This window comes from Mycolicibacterium sp. SMGY-1XX, assembly GCF_059132455.1.
On record NZ_CP101139.1, the window covers coordinates 4,195,205 to 4,217,856 of the forward strand.

Below are 22,652 nucleotides of genomic sequence, written 5' to 3' on the forward strand. Positions count from 1 at the left end.
GCTCACGGCGCCACCACCACGGGAGTGCCGACCAGCCATCCGCCATCGACAGCGATGATCTCGCCGACGATGTGATCGGACAGGCTGGAGGCGAGGAACAGCACGGTGTCGGCGATCTGCGCCGCGGTCGCCCACCGTCCGTTCGGTGTCTGCCCTTCGAGCGCACGCCTGATGGGCGCATCGTAGAGCGAGGTCATATCGGTCTCGACAAATCCGGGAGCGACGGCGTTGACGTTGATTCCTGCTGTGGCGTAATCGATTCCGGCCTGCCGGGTCAGATTCACCAACGCTGCCTTGGAGGCGCAGTAGGCGGCGAATCCCGGGTTGGCACGCAGGCCGCTGATCGAGGTGACGTTGACGATCTTGCCGCCCCGTCCGGCCGCCACCATCGCTGTGATGGCCGAGCGCATGCAGAAGAACGTTCCGTCGACGTTGACCGCGAACTGGTCACGCCAGATCTCATCGCTGGTCTCGGTGACCGACCCGGCGTGCAGCACCCCGGCGTTGTTGACCAGGATGTCGATGCCGTAACTGTTTGCGACACTGTCGAAGAGCTCGGTGACGGCAGCCGAGTCGGCGACGTCGAGCGGGTGTGACTCGGCCGACCCACCGCGGGCCCGGATCAGTCCGGAGGTCGATTCCTCGGCGCTGCGCAGGTGATCACTGCGGTCGGCGACGATCACGCGGGCTCCGTGCTCGGCGAGCGTGAACGCAACCGCCCGGCCGATGCCGCGCGAGCCGCCGGTCACCACCGCAGTCTTGTTGGCGAGATCGATCACCGAATTCTCCTCATCCCGACGCAGGCCTCTTGACCCGAACCCTGGTTCTGAACCATTTCTGGTCCTGCCATCAGCCGGTTAAGGATGTGTAAAGAAAGGACGCGTCCGTCAGGCTCGGTGCGCTGCCGCGCTCTGATACAGGCAAATGGCCGCGGCCGCAGCCACATTGAGGCTCTCTGCTCCCCCGGCCATAGGAATCGTGACACGGACGTCGGCCGCCGCAGCGACCTCAGCGGACAGTCCGTGCGCTTCGGATCCGAACAGCCACGCGGTGGGCACCTTCAGATCGACGTCATCCAGCGACATCTCGCCGTCCAGCGTCGAGGCCATGACCACCAGTTCGGCGTAACCCAGCGCAGAGATCAACGCCAGCGTGTCGGGCGCCTCGATCACCGGCACCGAGAAGATGCTGCCGGCCGAAGACCGCAGGCATTTTGCGTTGTACGGGTCGACGCTGTTGCCGGCCAGGATGAAAGCGTCGGCACCCATGGCGTCGGCCAGCCGGATCAGGGTGCCCGCATTACCGGGATCAGACGTGTCCACGCCCACCGCCACCAGGCGCGGCGAGGCCAGCACATCGGCGAGTGACACCTCGGGGGTCCGGCACACCGCCACCAGACCGACGGGGGTCACGGTGTCCGACAGCGCTTTTGCCGCGCGTTCGGTGACCAGTTGGGTCTCCACCCCGGCCAGAAGCGAGTCGAAGCGAGCGGCAGCGTCCTCGGTCACGAAGACCTCACTGACAAGACCGCGCCGCAACGCTGCCTCGACGAGGTTGGGACCTTCGGCGAGAAAGCGTGCGGCGCGGCGACGTCCGGAGGCTTTCTGCAGCTTCAGCGCTGCAGCGACCCGGTTGGAGCGCTCGGTGAGCGTCAGGCAGCCTCTCCGGCGGGCGCGTTGACATCCTCGGGCAGAGCAGCCTTGGCGACCTCGACCAGCGCGGTGAACGCGGCCGGATCGCTGATCGCGATCTCCGACAGGTTCTTGCGGTCCACCTCGACACCGGCGAGCTTGAGGCCCTGGATCAGCCGGTTGTAGGTGATGTCGTTCGCGCGGGCGGCGGCGTTGATACGCGAGATCCACAGCTTGCGGAACTCACCCTTGCGGGCCCGGCGGTCGCGGTAGGCATAGGTCAATGAGTGCAGCTGCTGCTCTTTGGCCTTGCGGTAGAGCCGGGACCGCTGTCCGCGGTAGCCCTTCGACGCCTTGAGGACTGAGCGCCGCTTCTTCTGGGCGTTGACTGCGCGCTTCACGCGTGCCATGGGGGTGTTCCTGTTCTTTGTCTACGTTCGGTCAGAAAGTTCGGGTGGCTGGATCAGCCGTTGAGCATCGCGTTGATGCGCTTGTTGTCCGTGGTGGCGACAACGGTGCGGCCGTCGAGACGACGAGTGCGCTTGGTGGCCTTGTGCTCGAGCAAGTGGCGGCGGTTGGCCTTCTGCCGAACGATCTTGCCGGTGCCGGTGCGACGAAAACGCTTCGACGCGCCGCTGTGGGTCTTGGCCTTGGGCATGTAGTCCTCAGTTCTACTGGGTGGTGTCTGGGTTTTCGGTGGGCTGTGCGTCCGCGCCGCCGGAGCGTTGCGCCGGAGTGTCAGCGTCATGAGCCGCCTTGGCACGAGTCTTCGCGCCGCGGTGCGGGGCCAGCACCATTGTCATATTGCGGCCGTCCTGCTTGGCGGACGTCTCGACGAAGCCGTATTCGGCTACGTCGGCGCCCAGCCGCTGCAACAGTCGGAAGCCCAGTTCGGGCCGGGACTGCTCACGTCCGCGGAACATGATCGTCACCTTGACCTTCGACCCCGCCTCGAGGAAGCGGACGACGTGACCCTTCTTGGTCTGGTAGTCGTGGTCGTCGATCTTGGGGCGCAGCTTCTGTTCCTTGACGACGGTCTGCTGCTGGTTCTTGCGAGACTCGCGCTCCTTCAGAGCCGTCTCGTACTTGAACTTGCCGTAGTCCATGATCTTGCAGACCGGAGGTCTGGCATTCGGAGCTACTTCGACAAGGTCGAGATCGGCATCCGCGGCGACGCGGAGTGCATCTTCGATGCGCACGATGCCCACCTGCTCCCCACCGGGGCCGATCAAACGGACTTCAGGTACGCGGATACGCTCGTTGATGCGGGTCTCAGTGCTGATGGGGCCTCCCTGGTTTGTTCCACTGTGTCGGACCGCGTAACAGCTGGAACACCACGTCATCAGCAAAAAAGCCCTGCATGTAGCAGGGCCCAAAGCCGACCGGTCGCGGGACGAACCGCCTGCGTGAAACGCAGAACCTGGCATCCTGGGATGCCGGTGACCGGACCGTTGAACCTGTTCGGCCAACGGTGGGAGTGGGACTCCACTTGCTGTCCCTGGCGTGAGCCGGGACGGTCGCACGTGCCACTCTATCAGGCATGACCGAGGATCCCAGAATCGAGCAAGATCAAATACGCGAACTTGCCGAAGTACCCGCCGTCGAGGTGATCACCAGGTCAGCGGTGATGTTGATGAGTGCGGCCGCCGAGAAGCTCGGCCTGTCGCATCCCGACCCCGACGACAGCCCCTTCCGTGACCTCGACGAGGCGCGTCGCCTCATCACTGCGCTGGCCGGACTGGTGACCGCCTCCGTCGAGTACCTCGGCCCGCACGCCGGCCCGATCCGCGACGGGCTCAAGAGTCTGCAGCTGGCGTTCCGCGAAGCCAGCGCCGCGCCCGACGAGCCGGGCAAGGGTCCGGGCGAGAAGTACACCGGACCCGTCTGGTAGCCCGCCGGTCACAGGCAGCTCGAGGGTTTCTCCACGATATTTTCTACGCCAGCGAATATCCTCCCGGCCTATGACCCTCGTCGACCGCACGGTGCACCGCTTCGACTCCCGCTTCCGCTGGGTTCCCGCGGCAGCCGGGTGGACCGTCGGCGTCATCGCCACGTTGTCGCTGGTGGCCAGCGTGTCACCGCTGGTGCGGTCGATCATCCGCGTCCCCCGCGAATTCGTCGACGACTACATCTTCAACTTCCCCGACACCAGCTTCGCGTGGGCGTTCGTGCTGGCGCTGCTGGCGGCGGCGCTGGCGGCACGCAAACGCATCGCCTGGTGGATCCTGGTGCTGTACATGGCGGCCGCGATCGTCGTGAACATCGGCGACCTGGTCCAGGGCGAGGAACCGCTGAGCGAGGAGTTCGGCGAAGTCATCGGCCTGGTCTTCCACCTCGCCGCGATCGCCTTCCTGGTGATGGCCCACAAGCAGTTCTGGGCCCGGGTACGCCGGGCGGCGCTGTTCAAAGCCGCCGCGACGCTTCTGGTGGGGATGGCCCTGGGCATCCTGGTGGGCTGGGGCCTGCTGGAACTGTTCCCCGGGACGCTGGAGCGCGACTACCGCTTGGCGTACTCCATCAACCGGGTGGTCGCCTTCGCCGGCGTCGACGGCGGCGCGTTCGACGGGCAGCACCCGCACGTCGTCGTCAACGCCCTGCTCGGCCTGTTCGGTGCACTGGCGTTGATGGTGGCCGCAGTCGTGCTGTTCCGCTCCCAGCAGGCAGACAACGCCCTCACCGGTGAAGACGAGTCGGCGATCCGCGGGCTGCTGGAGGTCTACGGCAAGAACGACTCCCTGGGGTACTTCGCCACCCGCCGCGACAAGTCGGTGGTCTTCTCCGCTGATGGGCGCGCCGCGATCACCTACCGGGTGGAGGTCGGCGTCTGCCTGGCCAGCGGTGACCCCGTCGGCGATCCACGGGCGTGGCCGAACGCGATCGAGGCGTGGCTGCAGCTGTGTGAGACCTACGGCTGGGCGCCCGGTGTGATGGGCGCCAGTGCGGCGGCCGCCGAAGCATTCCGCGAGGCCGGACTGCACGCGCTGGAACTCGGCGACGAGGCCATCCTGTACCCGGACCGGTTCAAGCTCTCCGGCCCGGACATGAAGCCCGTGCGCCAGGCCGTCACCCGGGCCCGCCGCGCCGGGTTGACCGTCCGGATCCGGCGCCACCGCGAGCTGTCGGCCGCGGAGATGACCACCGCGATCGAGCGGGCCGACGCCTGGCGCGACACCGAGACCGAGCGGGGTTTCTCGATGGCGCTGGGTCGCCTCGGAGACCCGGCCGACGCGGACTGCCTGCTGGTGGAAGCGGTCGGGGGTGCCCCCGGGCAAGAAGAAGTGGTGGCCATGCTCTCGCTGGTGCCGTGGGGCACCAACGGGGTGTCGCTGGACCTGATGCGACGCTCGCGCCAGTCCCCCAACGGCACCGTCGAGCTGATGGTCAGCGAGCTGTGCCTGCAGGGTGAGGCGCTGGGTATCACCCGGATCTCGCTGAACTTCGCGATGTTCCGGTCGGCGTTCGAAGAGGGCGCGCAGCTTGGTGCGGGTCCGGTGGCCAGGTTGTGGCGCGCACTGCTGGTGTTCTTCTCGCGCTGGTGGCAGCTGGAGACCCTGTACCGCTCCAACATGAAATACCAACCGGACTGGGTGCCGCGGTTCGCCTGCTACGAGGACGCCCGCCTGGCGCCGCGCGTCGGGGTGGCCTCGGTGATCGCCGAAGGCTTCCTGGTGCTGCCGTTCAGCCGGCGCAACAAGCAGCACACCGGCCAGCATTCGTCGGTGCCCGAGGCACTGGTCAGGACCGGCGCCCTGCACGAGGACGGCAGCACACCCGACGCCGCGGCGCTACCCGCCGACTCGACGCAGGAAACCGGAACCCCGCGGCTGCCCGAACAGGTCCGAGTCCGGATGGCGAAGCTGAAGTGGTTGCAGGACAACGGCGTCGACGCCTACCCCGTCGGGCAGGCACCCAGCCACACCGTGGCCGAGGCGCTCGAGTCGGCCGACGGCACCGACGTCACCGTGGCCGGGCGGATCCTGCGGCTACGCGACTACGGCGGGGTGTTGTTCGCCCAGCTGCGCGACTGGTCGGGGGAAACCCAAGTGCTGCTGGACAATTCGAGGCTCAGCACCGCCGAGTTCACCGCCGCGATCGACCTCGGCGACCTGGTGGAGGTCAGCGGCGTGGTGGGCGCCAGCTTGAACGGCACCCGCTCGGTCCTGGTGCAGCGGTGGCGGCTGATCGGCAAGTGCCTTCGGCCGCTGCCGGACAAGTGGAAAGGCCTGACCGACCAGGAAGCGCGGGTGCGGGTCCGCTACGTCGACCTGGCCATCAACACCGAAGCCCGGGATCTGATCCGGGCCCGCAGCCAGGTGTTGCACGCGATCCGGGAGACGTTGTTCGCCAAGGGTTTCCTCGAGGTCGAGACGCCCATCCTGCAGCAGATCCACGGCGGGGCCAATGCGCGGCCGTTCACCACCCACATCAACGCCTACGACCTGGACCTGTATCTGCGCATCGCCCCCGAGCTCTACCTCAAACGTCTGTGTGTGGGCGGGGTGGAGCGGGTGTTCGAGCTGGGCCGGGCGTTCCGCAACGAGGGTGTGGACTTCAGCCACAACCCCGAGTTCACCCTGCTGGAGGCCTACCAGGCCCACGCCGACTACCGGGTCTGGATCGACGGCTGCCGTGAGCTGATCCAGAACGCGGCCGAGGCCGCCAACGGCGCGCACGTGATCCTGCGACCCAGATCCGACGGCAGCCTGGAACCTGTCGACATCTCCGGGCAGTGGGCGGTCAAGACAGTGCACGACGCGGTGTCGGAGGCCCTGGGTGAGCACGTCGACGTCGACACCGATGTCCCGGCGCTGCGCAAGCTCTGCGACGCTGCCGGCATCCCCTATCAAACACATTGGGACGCAGGTGCGGTGGTGCTGGAGATGTACGAGCACCTGGTGGAGGACCGCACCGAGGCGCCGACCTTCTACACCGATTTCCCGGCCTCGGTATCGCCGTTGACCCGGCCGCACCGCAGCAAACCCGGCGTCGCCGAACGGTGGGACCTGGTGGCCTGGGGTGTGGAGCTGGGCACCGCTTACAGCGAACTCACCGATCCCGTACTGCAACGCCGGCGACTGCATGAGCAGTCGATGCTGGCCGCCGGCGGCGATCCCGAGGCGATGGAGCTCGACGAGGACTTCCTGCAGGCCCTCGAGTACGCGATGCCGCCGACGGGTGGTCTGGGAATGGGTGTGGACCGGATCGTCATGTTGATCACCGGGCGCAGCATCCGCGAGACGCTGCCGTTCCCGTTGGCCAAACCGCGCTAGGTCACATACAGCCACCTCGCAGCGATCGGTAAGAAACGCGAGCCACCATGGGGTGGTGCCGATTTCGCTGCTGCACGGTGTGGTGCCGTGCGCGACGCAGGCGGTTGCCGCCTCGGCCGTGGCGGCGGCCGTCGGCTGGCGTACGCGCCGCTGGCGTCGGCTGTTCCTGCCCTGGTGTGTGCTCGTCGGTGCCGCACTGACGGGTTGGCTCTACTGGTTCATCGCCGACGAAGGCTGGGGCGGCACTCCCCCACCGGGCGGATTGTGGGCGTGGGTCGGGTTGACCGGTGTGGCGGTCAGCGTGCTGGCACTCGGGTGGCGCAGCGCCGGACGCCTTCGACGCGCGGTGTCCGTGCTGGCGGTGCCACTGTGTGTGCTCAGTGCGGCGCTCAGCGTGAACCTCTGGGTGGGTTACGTCCCAGACGTGCAGGCCGGCTGGAATCAGCTCACCGCGGGTCCGCTGCCCGATCAGATCGACCAATCCGGCGTGAGCGAACTGGTGGCGAACACCGCGCGCCAGCACCGGTTGCCAGCCAAGGGCAGCATCGTGGAGATCAACACCCCCGGCGACGCGTCGCACTTCGCGCACCGCCACGAGTTCGTCTACCTACCGCCGGCCTGGTTCGCCACCAGCCCGCCTCCGGCACTGCCCGTGGTGCTGATGATCGGCGGCGAGTTCAACACACCGGCGGACTGGTTGCGGGCCGGCAACGCGATCACCACCCTTGATACTTACGCCGCCGCCCATCACGGCACCACACCCGTGTTCGTGTTCGTCGACGCGGTGGGCACCTTCCACAACGACACCGAATGCGTCAACGGCCCGCGCGGCAACGCCGCCGACCACATCACCAAAGATGTTGCCCCGTACGTCCTCTCGCACTTCGGGGTGAGTACCGACCGGGCGCAGTGGGGGGTGGCGGGGTGGTCGATGGGCGGAACCTGCGCCGTCGACCTCGCGGCGATGCATCCCGACCGGTTCAGCGTCTTCGAGGACATCGCCGGCGACCTGGCCCCGAACGCGGGGACCCCGGGACAGACCCTCGCCCGGCTCTACGGCGGCAATGCTGCGGCCCAGGCGAGCTTCGATCCGGTGACGGTGCTGACCCGCCACGGGCCCTATGTCGACGAGACGGGCATGTTCGTCAGCGGGATGGCGCAATTCGGTCAGGCCAGCCAAGCCGCCGCGGCCCAAGAGCTCTGCGCGACAGGCCGGACCGTGGCCGTCGACTGCACGGTGGTGACCCAGGCCGGCAATCACGACTGGCCCTTCGCCGCGGCGGCCTTCGCCCAGGCGCTGCCGTGGCTGGCCGGCGCGGTCCACACGCCGGAGGCCGCCCCGAATCCGTCTCCAGGGACCGCCGCGACCGACGCGTCATACCGATCCCCCTGACACAACAAAGAGCCTCGTACGCTGACCGATCTCGGCGGTACCGTGAAGTCATGCCGGACAAGCCAGACGAGGAGCTCGAGAACGTCATCGACGCCGAGGTGGTGCCCACCCCTGAGCCCAGCTTCGCGCCCGTCCCGCCGGAGGACCCGGGCTACACCCCCGGCGGTGTGCCCACCTTCGAGTCGGTCCGCGAGAAGATCGAGACCCGGTTCGGTACCGCTCTCGGCTCCGCCGAACTGGACGCCGAGACCCCTGAGGGCCGCAGCGTCGAAGAGCAGTACGAGGCGCGGCAACGTGCGGCTGCGGAACGCCTGGCGCAGATCCGCGCCCAGATGAAGTCCGAAGACCGCTGAGGGCGTTCACCGCGGCCGAGCGACGGGCTCGGCTGGCGCACCGGCATTTCCTTGCCGACCCGGATTCGATGCTGCCGATACCGGAGATGACGGCGGCACTGATCGGCTGGCACGCCACCGACCCGACCACGCCCTACCTGTCCTTGTGGGCCCGCCGGCCGGGTTTCACCGTCGACGCCCTGGACGCCGAGATGTACCAACACCGTTCGTTGGTCAAACAACTGGCGATGCGGCGGACGTTGTGGCTGATCCCCTCGCCCGATCTGGCCATGGTCCTGCCCGGCGCGAGCGACCGGGTGGCCGCCAACGAACGCCGCCGGCTCATCGCCGATATCGAGACCGCGGGCGTGGCACCCGACGGCGCGCGGTGGCTGGAGGCGGCGTCGGCGGCGGTGCTGACGTACCTCGAGGAGCACGGCGAGGCCAGCACCACTGAACTGCGCACCGCCCTGCCCGAGCTGACCGGCACCTATGATCCGGCGCCCGGAAAGACCTGGGGCGGAATCGGTCACGTCGCGCCGCGGGTCATGACGGTGCTGTCGGTCAGCGGCGCCATCGTGCGGGGTCCCAACGACGGGTCGTGGGTGACCTCGCGTCCACGCTGGGTCGACGCCCAGAACTGGGTCGGGACGATCGAGCGGTTACCGGCCGAGCAGGCGCGCGCTGAAATGGTGCGCTGCTGGCTTCGGGCGTTCGGGCCGGCCGGCCTCACCGATCTCAAATGGTGGTTCGGCAGCACCCTGACCGCCAGCCGGGCCGCACTCGCCGCCATCGGTGCGGTGGAAGTGGACCTGGAGGGTTCTCCCGGGTACGCCCTGGCCGATGACCTGGAACCGGTGAGCACACCGGACCCGTGGGTGGCGCTGCTACCCAGCCTCGATGTCACCACCATGGGCTGGGTGGAGCGCGACTGGTATCTGGGCCCGCACCGCAGTCAGGTGTTCGACACCAACGGCAACGCCGGGCCCACCGTCTGGTGCAACGGCCGGGTCATCGGCGCCTGGAACCAGGACACCAGCGGCCGGGTGCAGGTGCAGCTGCTCGAAGACCCGGGAGCCAAGGCCCGAAAAGCGTTGGACCGCAAGGCTGCCGAACTGACCGACTGGCTGGGCGGCACGAAGGTCAGTCCGCGGTTCCCGTCGCCGCTGTCCAAATCGATCGCGTCGACGACGCTTCCTACGCGCTGACCTTGCGCTTGCGCGGCGCCCGCTTCGGTGCCGGCTTGGCCGCCGGTGCGTCGAGCACCTCACGCAGGAACTTGCCCGTGTAGCTCTCCGGCACCGCCGCAACATCTTCCGGTGACCCCTGGGCCACCACCGTTCCGCCGCCGGACCCACCTTCGGGGCCCATGTCGACGATCCAGTCCGAGGTCTTGATGACGTCGAGGTTGTGCTCGATCACGATCACCGAGTTGCCCTTGTCGACCAGCCCGTTGATCACCTTGAGCAGCTTGCGGATGTCCTCGAAATGCAGGCCGGTGGTGGGCTCGTCGAGGATGTACACGGTGCGCCCGGTGGAGCGCTTCTGCAGTTCGGCGGCCAACTTGACGCGCTGCGCCTCACCACCGGAGAGGGTGGGCGCGGGCTGGCCCAGCCGGACGTACCCGAGGCCGACGTCGACCAGCGTCTTGAGGTAGCGGTGGATCGAGCTGATGGGCTCGAAGAACTCCGTGGCCTCCTCGATGGGCATGTCGAGCACCTCGGAGATGGTCTTGCCCTTGTAGTGCACCTCGAGGGTCTCGCGGTTGTACCGGGCGCCCTGACACACCTCGCACGGCACGTACACGTCGGGCAGGAAGTTCATCTCGATCTTGATGGTGCCGTCACCCGAACACGCTTCGCAGCGGCCACCTTTGACGTTGAACGAGAACCGGCCGGGCTGGTAACCGCGGACCTTGGCCTCGGTGGTGGCGGCGAACAGCGTGCGGATCTTGTCGAACACGCCGGTGTAGGTGGCGGGGTTGGACCGCGGCGTGCGACCGATCGGCGACTGGTCGACGCGCACCAGTTTGTCGAGCTGATCGAGTCCGTTGATCCGGATGTGCCGGCCCGGCACCTGGCGGGCGCCATTGAGCTTGTTGGCCAGCACCGTGGCCAGGATGTCGTTGACCAGGGTCGACTTACCCGAACCGGACACCCCCGTCACCGAGGTGAGCACGCCCAGCGGGAACGCGACGTCGATCTCCTTGAGATTGTGTTCGCGCGCGCCCACAACCGTCAGCTGACGCTTGGGGTCGACCGGGCGGCGAATCGCCGGCACCTCGATGCTCTCCTTGCCGGAGAGATAGGCACCGGTGATCGACTTGGGATTCTTCAACAGCTCAGCGTAGGTACCGCTGTGCACGACGGTGCCGCCGTGTTCGCCGGCCGCCGGACCGATGTCGACCACCCAGTCGGCGTGGGCGATGGTGTCCTCGTCGTGTTCGACGACGATCAAGGTGTTGCCGAGGTCGCGCAGCCGCGTCAGGGTTTCGATCAACCTGCGGTTGTCACGCTGATGCAGGCCGATGGAAGGTTCGTCGAGGACGTACAGCACCCCGGCCAGACCCGAACCGATCTGGGTGGCCAGCCGGATCCGTTGCGCTTCGCCACCGGAGAGCGTGCCCGCGGCCCGCTCCAGCGACAGGTAGTCCAGCCCGACGTCGAGCAGGAAGCCCAACCGGGACTGCACCTCTTTGAGCACCTGTCCCGCGATCGCGGCCTCACGCGGGCCGAGGGTGAGCGCGTTCAGGAAGTCCGAGCAGTCCGCGACGGACAGCGCGCACACCTCGGCGATGGACTTGCCGCCCCAGTCTCCTGCCGACAGAGTGACCGCCAGGATCTCGGGCTTGAGGCGGGTGCCGTTGCACTCCGGGCACGGCACGTCACGCATGAACCCGTCGTAGCGTTCCTTCATCTGCTCGGAGTCGGTCTGCTCCATCCGGCGCTGCAGGAACGCCATGACGCCTTCGAAGTCGGCGTAGTAGGACCGGGTGCGTCCGTAGCGGTTCTTGTACCGGACATGTACCTGGTGATCGGAACCCTCCAGGATGGCTTTCCGCGCCTTGGCCGGCAGCTTCTTCCACGGTGTGTTGACGTCGAAGCCCATTTCGTCACCGAGGCCGGACATCATCCGGGTGAAGTACTCCGAGGTCTGACCCATGGACCACGGCGCCACCGCGCCCTCGGCCAGCGTGAGGTCGGGGTCCGGCACCACCAGTTCAGGATCGACTTCCTTGCGGATGCCCAGACCCGTGCACTCCGGGCAGGCGCCGTAGGGCGAGTTGAAGGAGAACGACCGCGGTTCCAGATCGTCGACGGCCAGGGCGTGACCGTTGGGGCAGGCCAGCTTCTCGGAGAAGCGCTGCTCGCGGTGCGGCGCGCCTTCTTCCTGGTCCACGAATTCGAGGACGACGATGCCGTCGGCGAGATTGAGCGCCGTCTCCACCGAGTCGGTGAGACGCTGTTTCGAGGAGGCCTTGACGGTGAGGCGGTCGACGACGACCTCGATATCGTGCTTTTCCTGTTTCTTCAGCTTGGGGGGATCGGTCAGCGGGTGCACCGTGCCGTCCACCCGGACGCGGCTGTAGCCCTGGGTGTTGAGCTTTTCGAAGAGGTCGACGAACTCGCCCTTGCGGGTGCGGACCACCGGGGCGAGCACCTGGAAGCGGGTGCCCTCCTCCATGGCGAGCACCTGGTCGACGATCTGCTGCGGGGTCTGCTTGGCGATCTTCTCGCCGCACACCGGGCAGTGCGGGCTGCCCGCGCGGGCGTAGAGCAGGCGCAGGTAGTCGTAGACCTCGGTGATGGTGCCGACGGTGGACCTGGGGTTGCGGTTGGTCGACTTCTGGTCGATGGACACCGCCGGGGACAGACCTTCGATGAAATCGACGTCGGGTTTGTCCATCTGCCCGAGGAACTGCCGGGCGTAGGCCGACAGCGACTCGACATAGCGGCGCTGGCCCTCGGCGAAGATGGTGTCGAAGGCCAGCGACGACTTACCCGATCCCGACAGCCCGGTGAAGACGATCAGGGAGTCACGCGGCAGGTCGAGGTCGATACTGCGCAGGTTGTGCTCGCGCGCACCCTTGACGATCAGGCGCTCAGCCACCCGGTACCTTTCAGCTGGTTTGTGCAGTTCTTGGAGCTAATCCAGTGGTCCGACGGACCGGCCACAGACGTTGCGTTCCATGCTAGGTCTCCCCACCGACAAGTTTTACTCCGCCGGTTTCCGGGGCCAGTAACGTGACCACCATGACCGTCATCGACGACACCTACACCGGCCATGTCGACCCCGGCTCCGGAGCACGCCGCACACTGCCCGCCGCATCGGTGGTCAAAGTGTCCGTTGGCCCCATGGACAACAACGCCTACCTCGTGACCTGTTCCCACACCGGCGAGTCCCTACTCATCGACGCGGCCAACGATGCCGAGACACTGCTCTCGGTCATCGAAGAGCACGCGCCGAAACTGGTGCTGATCGTGACGACCCACCAGCATTTCGACCACTGGCAGGCGCTGCAGGCCGTGGCCGCTTCCACCGGTGTGCCCACCGCCGCCAGCGAGGTCGACGGCAAGGAGCTGCCGGTGCCGCCGAGCCGTGTGCTCGCCGACGGCGACACGATCGCCGTCGGCGACCTGTCCTTCGACGTCATCACCCTGCGTGGCCACACCCCCGGGTCGGTGGCGCTGGCCCTGTCCGGCGACGCCACCGGCGGGGTGACGCACCTGTTCACCGGGGACTGCCTGTTCCCGGGCGGTGTCGGCAAGACGTGGCAGCCCGGAGACTTCGAGACGCTGCTGGGTGATGTCACCACCAAGGTGTTCGACGTGTTCGACGACACGACCATCGTGTACCCGGGCCATGGTGACGACACCACGCTGGGCACCGAGCGCCCGCACCTCGGAGAGTGGCGCGAGCGCGGATACTGAGGCCGGCTATCCGGTCGTGTGGACGATCAGCACGTCGGTCTTGGAACGACGAGCCACATTGGCGGGCACCGATCCGAGCAGCCGGCCGGCGATCGTGCTCAGGCCGACGTTGCCGACCACCAGCAGATCAGCCTTGACCTCTTCGGCCAGCTCGACGAGCGCATCGACCGGCGCCCCGACGATGGGGCGCTCTTCGATGTTGGCGGCGCCGGCGGCCTTCGCGCGGTCCTTGGCCTCACGCAGGATCGCGTAGATGGGCGCATTGCCGGACAGTTTGTAGCCTTCGTCCTTGAGTACGTCGGCGCCGCGGGAGTCCTCGGCCGACGGGAAGTAGGCGGTCGCGATGATCACTCTCGCGTCCGGGTCCGAGGCGAGGGCACCCGCCCGGTCGACAGCACGCAACGACGAGTCCGAGCCGTCGGTGCCGACCACCACGGTTTTGTAGCCGCTCATCCATACCCTCCATGTAGTTCGATGACAACCGATTCGGTTACAACGCCACCCGAAACAGTAACCCGTTCCTGCTCACCGACGGGAGCATTTGGCCGACACATCGGCGCCGACCCGCGCCCGCTTTTCGCGCACGACCAGCACGAAAGCCACTGCACCAACCGTTTGGGTGAGCTTGCTGACACGTGAGCGGCGTCGCAGCCGCGACGTAGCCCGCGGCACAGTGAGATCGGCAGGGTGAGCCAGCAGGTGCCCCATGGCCGTGTGTACCGGAGGTCACACCGCAGGCTCGGGACATCCTGTCGCGCAACACAACTCACCTGACGGAGCGACTCGCCAGCGGTGACCCCGAAACTCGTTGTGAGCAACCGTCATCGCAGCCGGCCACCGGGCGTGCCAAGATCGCAGCATGACGACGTTCCTGGTTCGTTCCGCACTCACCGGTTTCGCGTTGTGGATCGTGACCCTGGTGGTCCCGGGAATCTACTTCGTCGGCGGCGACAGCACGGCGGCGCGGGTGGGCATCATCTTCGTGGTCGCGGTGATCTTCGGACTGGTCAACGCCATCATCAAACCCATCGTTCAGTTCATCGCCCTGCCCCTGTACATCCTGACGCTCGGCCTGATCCACATCGTCATCAATGCGCTGATGCTGTGGATCACGTCGCAGATCACCCGCAACACCACACACTGGGGCCTCGATGTGGACGATTTCTGGTGGACGGCGATCTGGGGCGCCATCGTGTTGTCGCTCGTCAGTTGGGTTCTGTCACTGCTGATCCCGGACGCCACCCGCAGCTAGGAGTAACTGCGGGTGGCGGCTCCGGGTCAGCCCCAGTCGTCGCGCCGGTCCGCCGGCGGCGTGCCCGGCAGGGTCACACCATCGGCGTCTGTGGCGGTCGCCGACCAGCTGGTGCCCTCACAGATGAAATCGGTGGGGTTCAGCGGGATGTTCTCGGGCAGCGGCACCGGCAGGCCCGGGATCTTCGGCAGATCCAGCCCCGGCTGCGGGAACAGGCTCGCGAGTCCGGAGGCGTCCGCGGCCGGAGCACCCAGGGTCGGCTGCGGGATCAGGCTCGTCACCCACGACGAGGTGGTGCCCAGCACCGGCAGCACGCCCGGGGGCATCTGCGACGCCTGATCGAACACCTGAGCGCCGGGGGTTCCCGGCGCCGGCGGCGTCGTCAACCCGAGATCGGTGGCCGCCGAGGCGCCGGGGACCGAACCCGTTGGGGGCGTGTTGATCTGGATACCGGTCGGCACGCTGGTACCCGGTCCGCCAGGACCCGGGGGGACCGCACCCGGTCCACCGGTCGGCACACCACCACCGGGCACACCCGGCCCCGGCGGAGTCACCCCCGGAACACCCGTCGGCACACCACCACCGGGCACACCCGGCCCCGGCGGAGTCACCCCCGGAACACCCGTCGGCACACCACCGCCCGGCACACCCGGCCCCGGCGGAGTCACCCCCGGAACACCCGTCGGCACACCACCACCGGGCACACCCGGCCCCGGCGGATTCGCGATCCGAAGGCCGGTCGGCACACCCGCGGGCGGGCCACCGGGAGCAGGCGGAGTGGCAGCGGGAACCCCGGCACCCACCGGCCCGCTGGGCCCGAGCGGCGCAGGAGGTGCGCCCACCCCGGCGGCATCGGCGATGGGGGCACCGGGAACCGCTCCGGCGGGAGCACCGGCACCACCACCTGCTCCGGCGCCGGTACCACCGGCGGCGTCGGCGATGGGAGCGCCCGCCGGCCCGACGGGTCCGGAGGCGTCGCTGATGGGTGCGCCACCCAGCGGAGCCGCGGCGCCGCCGGCGTCACCGATCGGAGCGCCGGGGGCCGGCGGACCCGGAGGCGTCACGACGCCACCCGGATTGCCAAGCGGCACATTGGGAGTGCCCGGTCCGGGCGGAGTCACCACACCACCGCTGTCACCCACCGGAACACCAGGGGTCCCCGGTCCGGGCGGAGTCACCACACCACCGCTGTCACCCACCGGAACACCAGGAGTGCCCGGTCCGGGCGGAGTCACCACACCACCGCTGTCACCCACCGGAACACCAGGGGTCCCCGGTCCGGGCGGAGTCACCACACCACCGTTGTCACCGGCAGGGACACCGGGTGTTCCGGGGGTGGGCGGGGTGACGACATTGCCGGTCTCGACCACCGGCGCTCCGGGAGCACCCGGCGCAGGCGGGGTCACCACGCCGGCGGTGTCGACCACCGGGGCACCCGGGGTGCCGGGTGCCGGCGGGGTCACCGCGCTGGAGTTGTCGTGGATCGGCAGACCGGGATCCACCGGGGCCGGCGGCGTCGAGATGCTGCCGGCATCGACGACGGGCGCACCGGGCCCACCCGGCACCGGAGGCGTCGAGATGCTGTTGGGCTGCATGCTCGGCACGCCCGGGTAGCTACCGCCCGGCGGGATGTCGATGCTGGGCGGTTCGATGGTCCGCAGCTCGGGAGTGGGCGGGGTTCCCGGGTTCATGCCGATGTAGGGCGTGATCACCGGCTCGCCTGGGGTTCCCGGCGTGGGGGGCGTGACGATCTGGCGGGTCTCGACCAGCGGCTCGCCCGGGGTGGGCGGGGTGCCCGGCGTGAACTCCACACCGTGGTCACCGGCCGGTCCACCCGGGACCGGCGGGGTGGGGGGCGTGGAGATGTTGCCGGTTTCGACCACCGGCACGCCGGGGACACCCGGCGCCGGCGGGGTCACGACGTTGCCGGTCTCGACCACGGGGATGCCGGGGGTGCCGGGCGCCGGCGGATGGACCACAGCGCCGCTGTCCAGCACGGGAGCACCGGGGGCGCCCGGTCCGGGCGGAGTTGCCGCAGAGCCGTTGTCGCCCACCGGGACAGCAGGCGCACCCGGCCCGGGCGGAGTTGCCGCAGAGCCGTTGTCACCGACCGGAACACCAGGCGCACCCGGCCCGGGCGGAGTTGCCGCAGAGCCGTTGTCACCCACCGGAACACCAGGCGCACCCGGCCCCGGAGGCGCCACCACACCACCGTTGTCACCCACCGGAACACCAGGCGCACCCGGCCCCGGAGGCGCCACCACACCACCGTTGTCACCCACCGGAACACCAGGCGCACCCGGCCCCGGAGGCGCGACGACGGCACCGTTGTCCAGCACGGGCGCAGCCGGAATCGGAGGCGCCGGAGGCGGTCCCGCCTCGATGGCGCCACCGGTCGGGATCGGCGGCGCGCCGGGAGGGGGCGGCGCGATACCTGCGGAGGCATCGATCACGGGCAGTCCCTCGATGCCGGGAGCTCCGGCGGGCGCACCCGCGGGCGCACCGGCACCCAGACCTTCACCCGCTCCGGCACCTCCGCCGCCGGCACCCAGGGCACCGGCGTCAGCGACCGGGGCTCCCTGCGCGCCGGGTGCACCGGCGCCCGCGGCGTCGAGAACCGGTGCGCCGCCGGGAGGAAGCGCGGTATCGATGGCACCGCCGGTCGGGATGGCCGGAGCGCCGGGAGCGGGGGGAAGCACACCGGCCGACGAGTTGATGGCGGGCAGCGCCGGACCACCGGGTCCGGGAGGCAGGGCACCGCCGGCGGAATCCACAAGGGGCGCACCGGGGGTCCCGGGGCCGCCGGGGACGACACCGGTCGTCGACGTGACACCAGGAGCGCCCGGGGTACCCGGACCACCCGGCAACACACCCGTCGTCGACGTGACACCAGGAGCACCCGGAGCACCCGGACCACCCGGCAACACACCCGTCGTCGACGTGACACCAGGAGCACCCGGAGCACCCGGACCACCCGGCAACACACCCGTCGTCGACGACACGCCAGGAGCACCGGGAGCACCCGGCGCCGGCGGGGTTCCAGCCGAGGTCGAGGTCACCGCGGGACCTCCGGGGGCCCCGGGCCCACCCGGCAGCACACCCCGCGTCGAAGATGCGTCCGGGCCGCCGGGGTAGCCGGGCAGGTTCGGAGTCACGCGCGCAGTCGAGTTCACCGCGTTGCTCCCGGGCAGACCGGGCGACCCGGGCAGCAGATTTGTCGTCGACGTCAGCAGTTCGCCAGGAGCCATCCCCGGCGAACCGACACCGGGGACCATCGTCGTGATGTTCTCGACCGAACCCGGGGTGCCGGGCGTCCCGGGTCCGAAGTCCTTCAGGATGCCCACACACGGGATACCGGGACTCGCGGGCGCCTCGGCGAGCATCATCGTCAGGGGTGTGACGAGCTGTACCACCCACATGCACCCTGCTGTCGCAGCGGCGCCCGTGGCGATGCGCTTCGTGGTCTTTGACATGTTCTCCGGCTCCTCGGACTGCGGTGTTCGCGCCAGAACGTATCCAGGCGCAGGAGCTTTGCCGACGCGACAATTCACGCGTTTATGGAACCGTTGCAAAGGAGTGGCGTTCCGGTTACCCCAGCCCCGCCCCTACTGGGGTTTTCCCAGTTGAACGGAATTCGCGTTCCATCCCACCGGCGTGTCGCGTGTCCCAGATCCGGGATCGTCAGCCGTCGACACTCTGTGAGGACAAGTAAATACACGTTAGCCATTTAGCAGCCGGGTGGTGGCCCTGCCAGCCCGCACAACACAACCGGCGCGGCGTTCGAACAACTCGAACGCCGCGCCGGTGGGATCGTCAGGACTGTGCCGTCACTCCCGCATGTCGAGGACCGGGGTGGGCCGCTGGAAGCCGCGGGTGACCACCAGCAGCCACACGAAGCCGACCGCCAGCCAGATCAGCCCGAGGGTCAACGCGGTGCCGGACAGACTGGTCCACAGCCACACCGTGAGCGCGAACCCGATGAAGGGCAGTATCAGGTTGCTGAGGATGTTCTTCTCGCCCTCGTCGACGAAGTAGTGCTTGATCACCGTCAGGTTTACCGCCGAGAAGGCCACCAGCGCACCGAAACTCACCACCGACGCCAACAGACCGAGGTCGATCACCACAGCCAGCAGCGAGATCACCGAGACGACCAGGATGGCCCAGGTGGGGGTGCTGAACTTCACCGAGACGTGCCCGAACACCTTGCGCGGCAGCACGCCGTCGCGACCCATCGCGTACAGGATGCGCGCCACCGACGCCTGCGAGGTCAGCGCCGACCCCAGCGCGCCGGCCACGTAAGCGGCGGTGAAGAACGCCGACAGGAACGCACCACCTGCGGCTGTCATGACATCCAGCGATCCGGAGTCGACGTCTTCGAACGCATTCGACGGGAACACCAGCTGCGAGACGTAGGACAGGATGATGAACAGCACGCCGCAGATCAGGGTGGCCAGCATGATGGCCTTCGGCACATCACGTCTGGCGTCCTTGGCTTCTTCGGAAAGTGTTGACACAGCGTCGAATCCGAGGAACGACAGGCACAGGATGGCCGCGCCCGCCAGCACCGGGGCCATCCCGCCGGCAGTGCCGTCGCCGGCGAACGGGGCCATGACGTCCACGGTGCCCGAGCCGGAGATCGCCGCGAACGCCATCACGAAGAACACCACGATGAAGACGGCCTGGATCGCGATGATCAGCATGTTGGCGCGGGCCACCGACACGATGCCGATGATGTTTAGCACGGTGACGATCACGATGGTCACCACGATGATGACCCAGTTCGGGATGGCGGGTACCGCGGCGTTCAGGTACAGCCCGATGACCATGTAGTTGAGCATCGGCAGGAACAGGTAGTCGAGCAGCAGCGACCACCCCGCCAGGAACCCGACGGGTGCGCCGAAGGTCTTCTGGGTGTAGGCGTACGCCGAGCCGGCGACCGGGAACGCCGCGGCCATCCGCGCGTACGAGCGCGCGGTGAAGATCATCGCGGCCAGCGTCACCACGTAGGCCAGCGGCACCCTGCCACCGGACTCCACCGTGACGATGCCGTAGGTGGTGAACACGGTGAGCGGAACCATGTAGACCAAACCGAAGAGCACCAGCGACGGGACGCCGAGGGCGCGGCGCAGGTGGCCTTCCTGGCCGTCCGGGATGGGTTGGAATGCCGCGGGATCCGCGGGCGCGGGTGTTGACATGAGGTTCCCTTCAGTTGGCGGCGTAGAAGACGATCTTGTCCCGCAGGTAGGTACGGACGACGCGGATTGCCGGAATGTCCAGCGGCGCTGTGGCGCGCGGATCGCGATCCAACCACACCAGATCGGCGCTCGCTCCGGGTTCGATTCTCCCCCAGGCCTTTTCGGCGAAGCCCTGATACGCCACCCCGGTGGTCCCCGCGAGCAACGCCGGTTCGATCGGCAGGATCTCCTCGGCCGTCCAACCGTCGGCAGGCTCCCCTTCGGCGGTGCGGCGCGACACCGCGACGGCGATCCCGTCCAGCGGAGCGCCGGAGGACACCGGCCAGTCGCTGCCGAATGCCAGCGGCGCACCCGAGGTCGACAGCGTGTTCATCCGGTACTGCTTGTCGGCGCGCTCGGTTCCGAGACGCGGGATGGTCAGCTCGGTCATGAGCGCATCCAGCTGCGCCCACAGCGGCTGCATGTTGGGGATCACGCCCAGCGCGGCGTACCGGCCGATGTCGGCGTCGTCGACGAGTTGGTTGTGTGCGATCACCGGCCGGCGATCACGCTGCCCGTTGCTGCGCACCACATGCTCGATGGCATCGAGGGCTTGGCGCACGGCGGCATCACCGATGGCATGGATGTGGATCTGCAGACCCAACTCGTCCACCCGCCGGGCGGCCTCGGCCAGCGAGCCGTTCTCCCACACCGTCATACCGTGGCTGTGCAGCCCAGAGCAGTACGGCTGCAACAAGGCGCCGGTTTCGTTCTCCACCACGCCGTCGGCGAAGAACTTCACCGTCTGGCACGTCAGGTACGGCGAATTCAGCTCTTCGACACGGCGGCGTGACTCGGCGAAAAGCTCGATCTGCGAATCGAAGTGACGTGGGTCGGCGTACAGAGCGAGGTTGAAACGCACCCCGAGTTCACCACGGCGGGCCGCTTCGATGTAGGTGTCCACATCGGCGGGCTCGACCCACGCATCCTGCACCCAGGTGACCCCTCGGGCGGCGTAGTAGTCGGCGGCGGTCCGCAACGCCTTGACGCGGACATCGTCGCCGCGTGGCGGGGCTACGGCCATCACCAGGTCGACGGCACCCCATTCGCGCAACGTGCCCAACACCGAACCGTCTGCGCGATGCGGGATTTCACCCATCTGAGGATCGGGCGTGTCGGCGGTGATGCCGGCCCGCTTCAGTGCCACCGAATTGCACCACACAGTGTGGTAGTCCCATGCGCGCAGTACCACCGGCCGGTCCGGCACCGCGGCATCGAGCCACCGGGCGTCGAACAGACCGTCCGGCGCCAGGCTCGAGTCATACGACGCGCCGAGGATCCACTCCTGGTCAGGGTTGTCCTGCGCGAATCGCCGTACCGTGTCCACGATCTCGTCCACCGAGCGGCATGGCCGCACCAACGGGCCGGCTGCTTCCAGTCCGCCGTACAGCGGGTGGGCGTGACCGTCGCCGAACGACGGCATCAGGAATCCCCCGTCGAGGTCGACGACCTCGGCGCCGTCGGCGCGGGCACGCGCCTGCTCCCCAACCGCCTCTACAACGCCGTCGGCAACCAGCAGCGCATCCGTGTCACCCGAGGGGCCGGTCCAGATGACCCCGTTGGTGAACAGCCTCGCGCTCACTTGACCACCGCCGTGGCAGCGTGCCCGGCGCCGTAGGGCCGGTCGCCGTCGACGGGTGCGGTCAGCGTGGCGTAACTCTCGGGTCGCCGAGTCAACAGGAACGGGAACAGCTCCAGCCAGTCCCGGCGCTGATCGAGGTCCAGATCGGCCACCAGCACCGCCTCCTCGTCACGGGGTGCCTGGACGAGCACGCGGCCATACGGGTCGGAGATGAACGAGGAACCGTAAAACGACAGCGCGCCCTCGTCGCCGGTTCGGTTGGGCACCACCATGAACAGACCGCTGTTGATGCCGTTGGCGACGATCACCTGCTGCCAGATCGGCTGGGTGTCGAAGGCGGGAAATTTCGGCTCGGACCCGATGGCGGTGGGATACACCACGATCTCGGCGCCGCCGAGCGAATAGCTACGCGCCACCTCGGGGAACCACTCGTCCCAACAGGTGGGCATGCCCAACCGCGCCCCCAACCCCTCGGGCTCGTACACCGGATAGGGCTCCCCCTCGCAGGGCCCCGGGCGGAAGTAGGTGTCCTCGTAGTAACCGGCCGAGATCGGGATGTGCATCTTGCGGGTGCGGGCCACCAGGTCTCCGGCCGGCGACACCAGGATCGCCGTGTTGAAACCCAGGCCGTCGCCGGCGTCGGCCTTCTCGTAGAGCGAGGCGTGCACGAAGATGCCGTGGGCCGTCGCGGCCTCGGCAGCCAACGCGAATGTCGGTCCTTCGGTCAGAGGCTCGGCGAGTGCCGCCGGGTCGGAGCCGCCGGGAACGTCGGCGGGATAGCGCAGCAACGTGATCTCCGGGAGGAAGACGATCTTCGCGCCTTCGGCAGCGGCCCGATCGATGCCGCCACGCAGGGTTTTCACCAGTTCGTCGCGCTCGGGGCGCCACCGGTGTTGCACCAGCGCCACGCGCAACGGCGGTCGGTCCGACGGGATCGACCGAGACAACGGGTCGGGCGCGGCGGCCCTGAGTGTCAGCATCCAACTCCTAAAACGAACGACTTTCGTTTAGTGTGATACCAAGCACA

The 22,652-nt window shown here is 68.3% G+C and carries 18 protein-coding genes; 7 read left to right on the forward strand and 11 right to left on the reverse strand.

Translation table 11 applies throughout. The features are described from left to right. Window positions 1-2: 2 nt before the first annotated feature. The 5 genes from NL241_RS20260 to infC form a co-directional block, all read right to left on the reverse strand. Window positions 3-779, reverse strand: coding sequence for an SDR family NAD(P)-dependent oxidoreductase (locus NL241_RS20260; protein WP_487696371.1), 777 nt, complete (start codon window positions 777-779; stop codon window positions 3-5). 108 nt (window positions 780-887) lie between these two features. Continuing rightward, a complete protein-coding gene (locus tag NL241_RS20265) occupies window positions 888-1,655 on the reverse strand; it encodes a TrmH family RNA methyltransferase (protein WP_494398348.1) in 768 nt (255 codons plus the stop codon). Then, a complete protein-coding gene (gene rplT / locus NL241_RS20270; protein ID WP_487696372.1) occupies window positions 1,652-2,041 on the reverse strand; it encodes a 50S ribosomal protein L20 in 390 nt (129 codons plus the stop codon). The genes NL241_RS20265 and rplT overlap by 4 nt, the downstream gene beginning before the upstream one ends. A gap of 53 nt (window positions 2,042-2,094) precedes the next feature. Further along, window positions 2,095-2,289 (reverse strand): 50S ribosomal protein L35, encoded by a 195-nt coding sequence (gene rpmI / locus NL241_RS20275; RefSeq protein WP_487696373.1) that lies wholly within the window; start codon window positions 2,287-2,289, stop codon window positions 2,095-2,097. Window positions 2,290-2,302: 13 nt separating this feature from the next. Beyond that, window positions 2,303-2,974, reverse strand: a complete 672-nt coding sequence (gene infC, locus NL241_RS20280; RefSeq protein WP_494394863.1) for a translation initiation factor IF-3 — start codon at window positions 2,972-2,974, stop codon at window positions 2,303-2,305. A 197-nt stretch (window positions 2,975-3,171) separates the two neighbouring features. Between infC and NL241_RS20285 the strand changes: the two genes are divergently transcribed. The 5 genes from NL241_RS20285 (at window position 3,172) to NL241_RS20305 (ending at window position 9,834) form a co-directional block, all read left to right on the forward strand. Next, the gene (locus NL241_RS20285; protein ID WP_487696374.1) at window positions 3,172-3,522 is read left to right on the forward strand and encodes a DUF1844 domain-containing protein; all 351 of its coding nucleotides are present in this window, start codon (window positions 3,172-3,174) and stop codon (window positions 3,520-3,522) included. A gap of 70 nt (window positions 3,523-3,592) precedes the next feature. Next, window positions 3,593-6,901, forward strand: a complete 3,309-nt coding sequence (lysX, locus tag NL241_RS20290; protein WP_494394864.1) for a bifunctional lysylphosphatidylglycerol synthetase/lysine--tRNA ligase LysX — start codon at window positions 3,593-3,595, stop codon at window positions 6,899-6,901. A 55-nt stretch (window positions 6,902-6,956) separates the two neighbouring features. After that, window positions 6,957-8,294 (forward strand): alpha/beta hydrolase, encoded by a 1,338-nt coding sequence (locus NL241_RS20295; RefSeq protein ID WP_494394865.1) that lies wholly within the window; start codon window positions 6,957-6,959, stop codon window positions 8,292-8,294. A 50-nt stretch (window positions 8,295-8,344) separates the two neighbouring features. Continuing rightward, window positions 8,345-8,647 carry a PspA/IM30 family protein gene (locus NL241_RS20300; RefSeq protein ID WP_487696377.1) on the forward strand — a complete coding sequence of 101 codons (303 nt, stop codon included), beginning with the start codon at window positions 8,345-8,347 and terminating at the stop codon, window positions 8,645-8,647. Beyond that, complete coding sequence (locus NL241_RS20305) at window positions 8,644-9,834, forward strand: winged helix DNA-binding domain-containing protein (protein WP_494398349.1); 1,191 nt, start codon at window positions 8,644-8,646, stop codon at window positions 9,832-9,834. Before NL241_RS20300 ends, NL241_RS20305 begins: the two co-directional genes overlap by 4 nt. Here the strand turns inward: NL241_RS20305 and uvrA are convergent. Further along, the gene (gene uvrA / locus NL241_RS20310) at window positions 9,824-12,736 is read right to left on the reverse strand and encodes an excinuclease ABC subunit UvrA (protein ID WP_487696378.1); all 2,913 of its coding nucleotides are present in this window, start codon (window positions 12,734-12,736) and stop codon (window positions 9,824-9,826) included. The two genes, NL241_RS20305 and uvrA, sit on opposite strands and share 11 nt — an antisense overlap. A 143-nt stretch (window positions 12,737-12,879) precedes the next feature. Between uvrA and NL241_RS20315 the strand changes: the two genes are divergently transcribed. Then, window positions 12,880-13,557: an MBL fold metallo-hydrolase gene (locus NL241_RS20315; protein WP_494394866.1), complete on the forward strand. Its 678-nt coding sequence runs from the start codon at window positions 12,880-12,882 to the stop codon at window positions 13,555-13,557. Window positions 13,558-13,563: 6 nt separating this feature from the next. Here NL241_RS20315 and NL241_RS20320 read toward each other — a convergent pair whose 3' ends face one another. Next, the gene (locus tag NL241_RS20320) at window positions 13,564-14,010 is read right to left on the reverse strand and encodes a universal stress protein (RefSeq protein WP_487696380.1); all 447 of its coding nucleotides are present in this window, start codon (window positions 14,008-14,010) and stop codon (window positions 13,564-13,566) included. A 406-nt stretch (window positions 14,011-14,416) separates the two neighbouring features. On the opposite strand from NL241_RS20320, the gene NL241_RS20325 reads away from it, so the two are divergent. After that, entirely contained in the window at window positions 14,417-14,809 is a 393-nt protein-coding gene (locus NL241_RS20325; protein ID WP_487696381.1) for a phage holin family protein, read from the forward strand. Between the two features lie 26 nt (window positions 14,810-14,835). Here the strand turns inward: NL241_RS20325 and NL241_RS20330 are convergent, their stop codons facing one another. From NL241_RS20330 to NL241_RS20345, 4 genes are all read right to left on the reverse strand, one after another. After that, on the reverse strand, window positions 14,836-18,282 hold the full coding sequence (locus NL241_RS20330) for a hypothetical protein (RefSeq protein ID WP_494394867.1): 3,447 nt from the start codon (window positions 18,280-18,282) through the stop codon (window positions 14,836-14,838). 354 nt (window positions 18,283-18,636) lie between these two features. Beyond that, a complete protein-coding gene (locus NL241_RS20335; RefSeq protein ID WP_487697265.1) occupies window positions 18,637-20,004 on the reverse strand; it encodes an APC family permease in 1,368 nt (455 codons plus the stop codon). Between the two features lie 10 nt (window positions 20,005-20,014). Next, window positions 20,015-21,625 (reverse strand): amidohydrolase, encoded by a 1,611-nt coding sequence (locus NL241_RS20340; RefSeq protein WP_494394868.1) that lies wholly within the window; start codon window positions 21,623-21,625, stop codon window positions 20,015-20,017. Further along, window positions 21,622-22,605, reverse strand: coding sequence for a nitrilase-related carbon-nitrogen hydrolase (locus tag NL241_RS20345; protein WP_494394869.1), 984 nt, complete (start codon window positions 22,603-22,605; stop codon window positions 21,622-21,624). The genes NL241_RS20340 and NL241_RS20345 overlap by 4 nt, the downstream gene beginning before the upstream one ends. Window positions 22,606-22,652 lie beyond the last annotated feature (47 nt).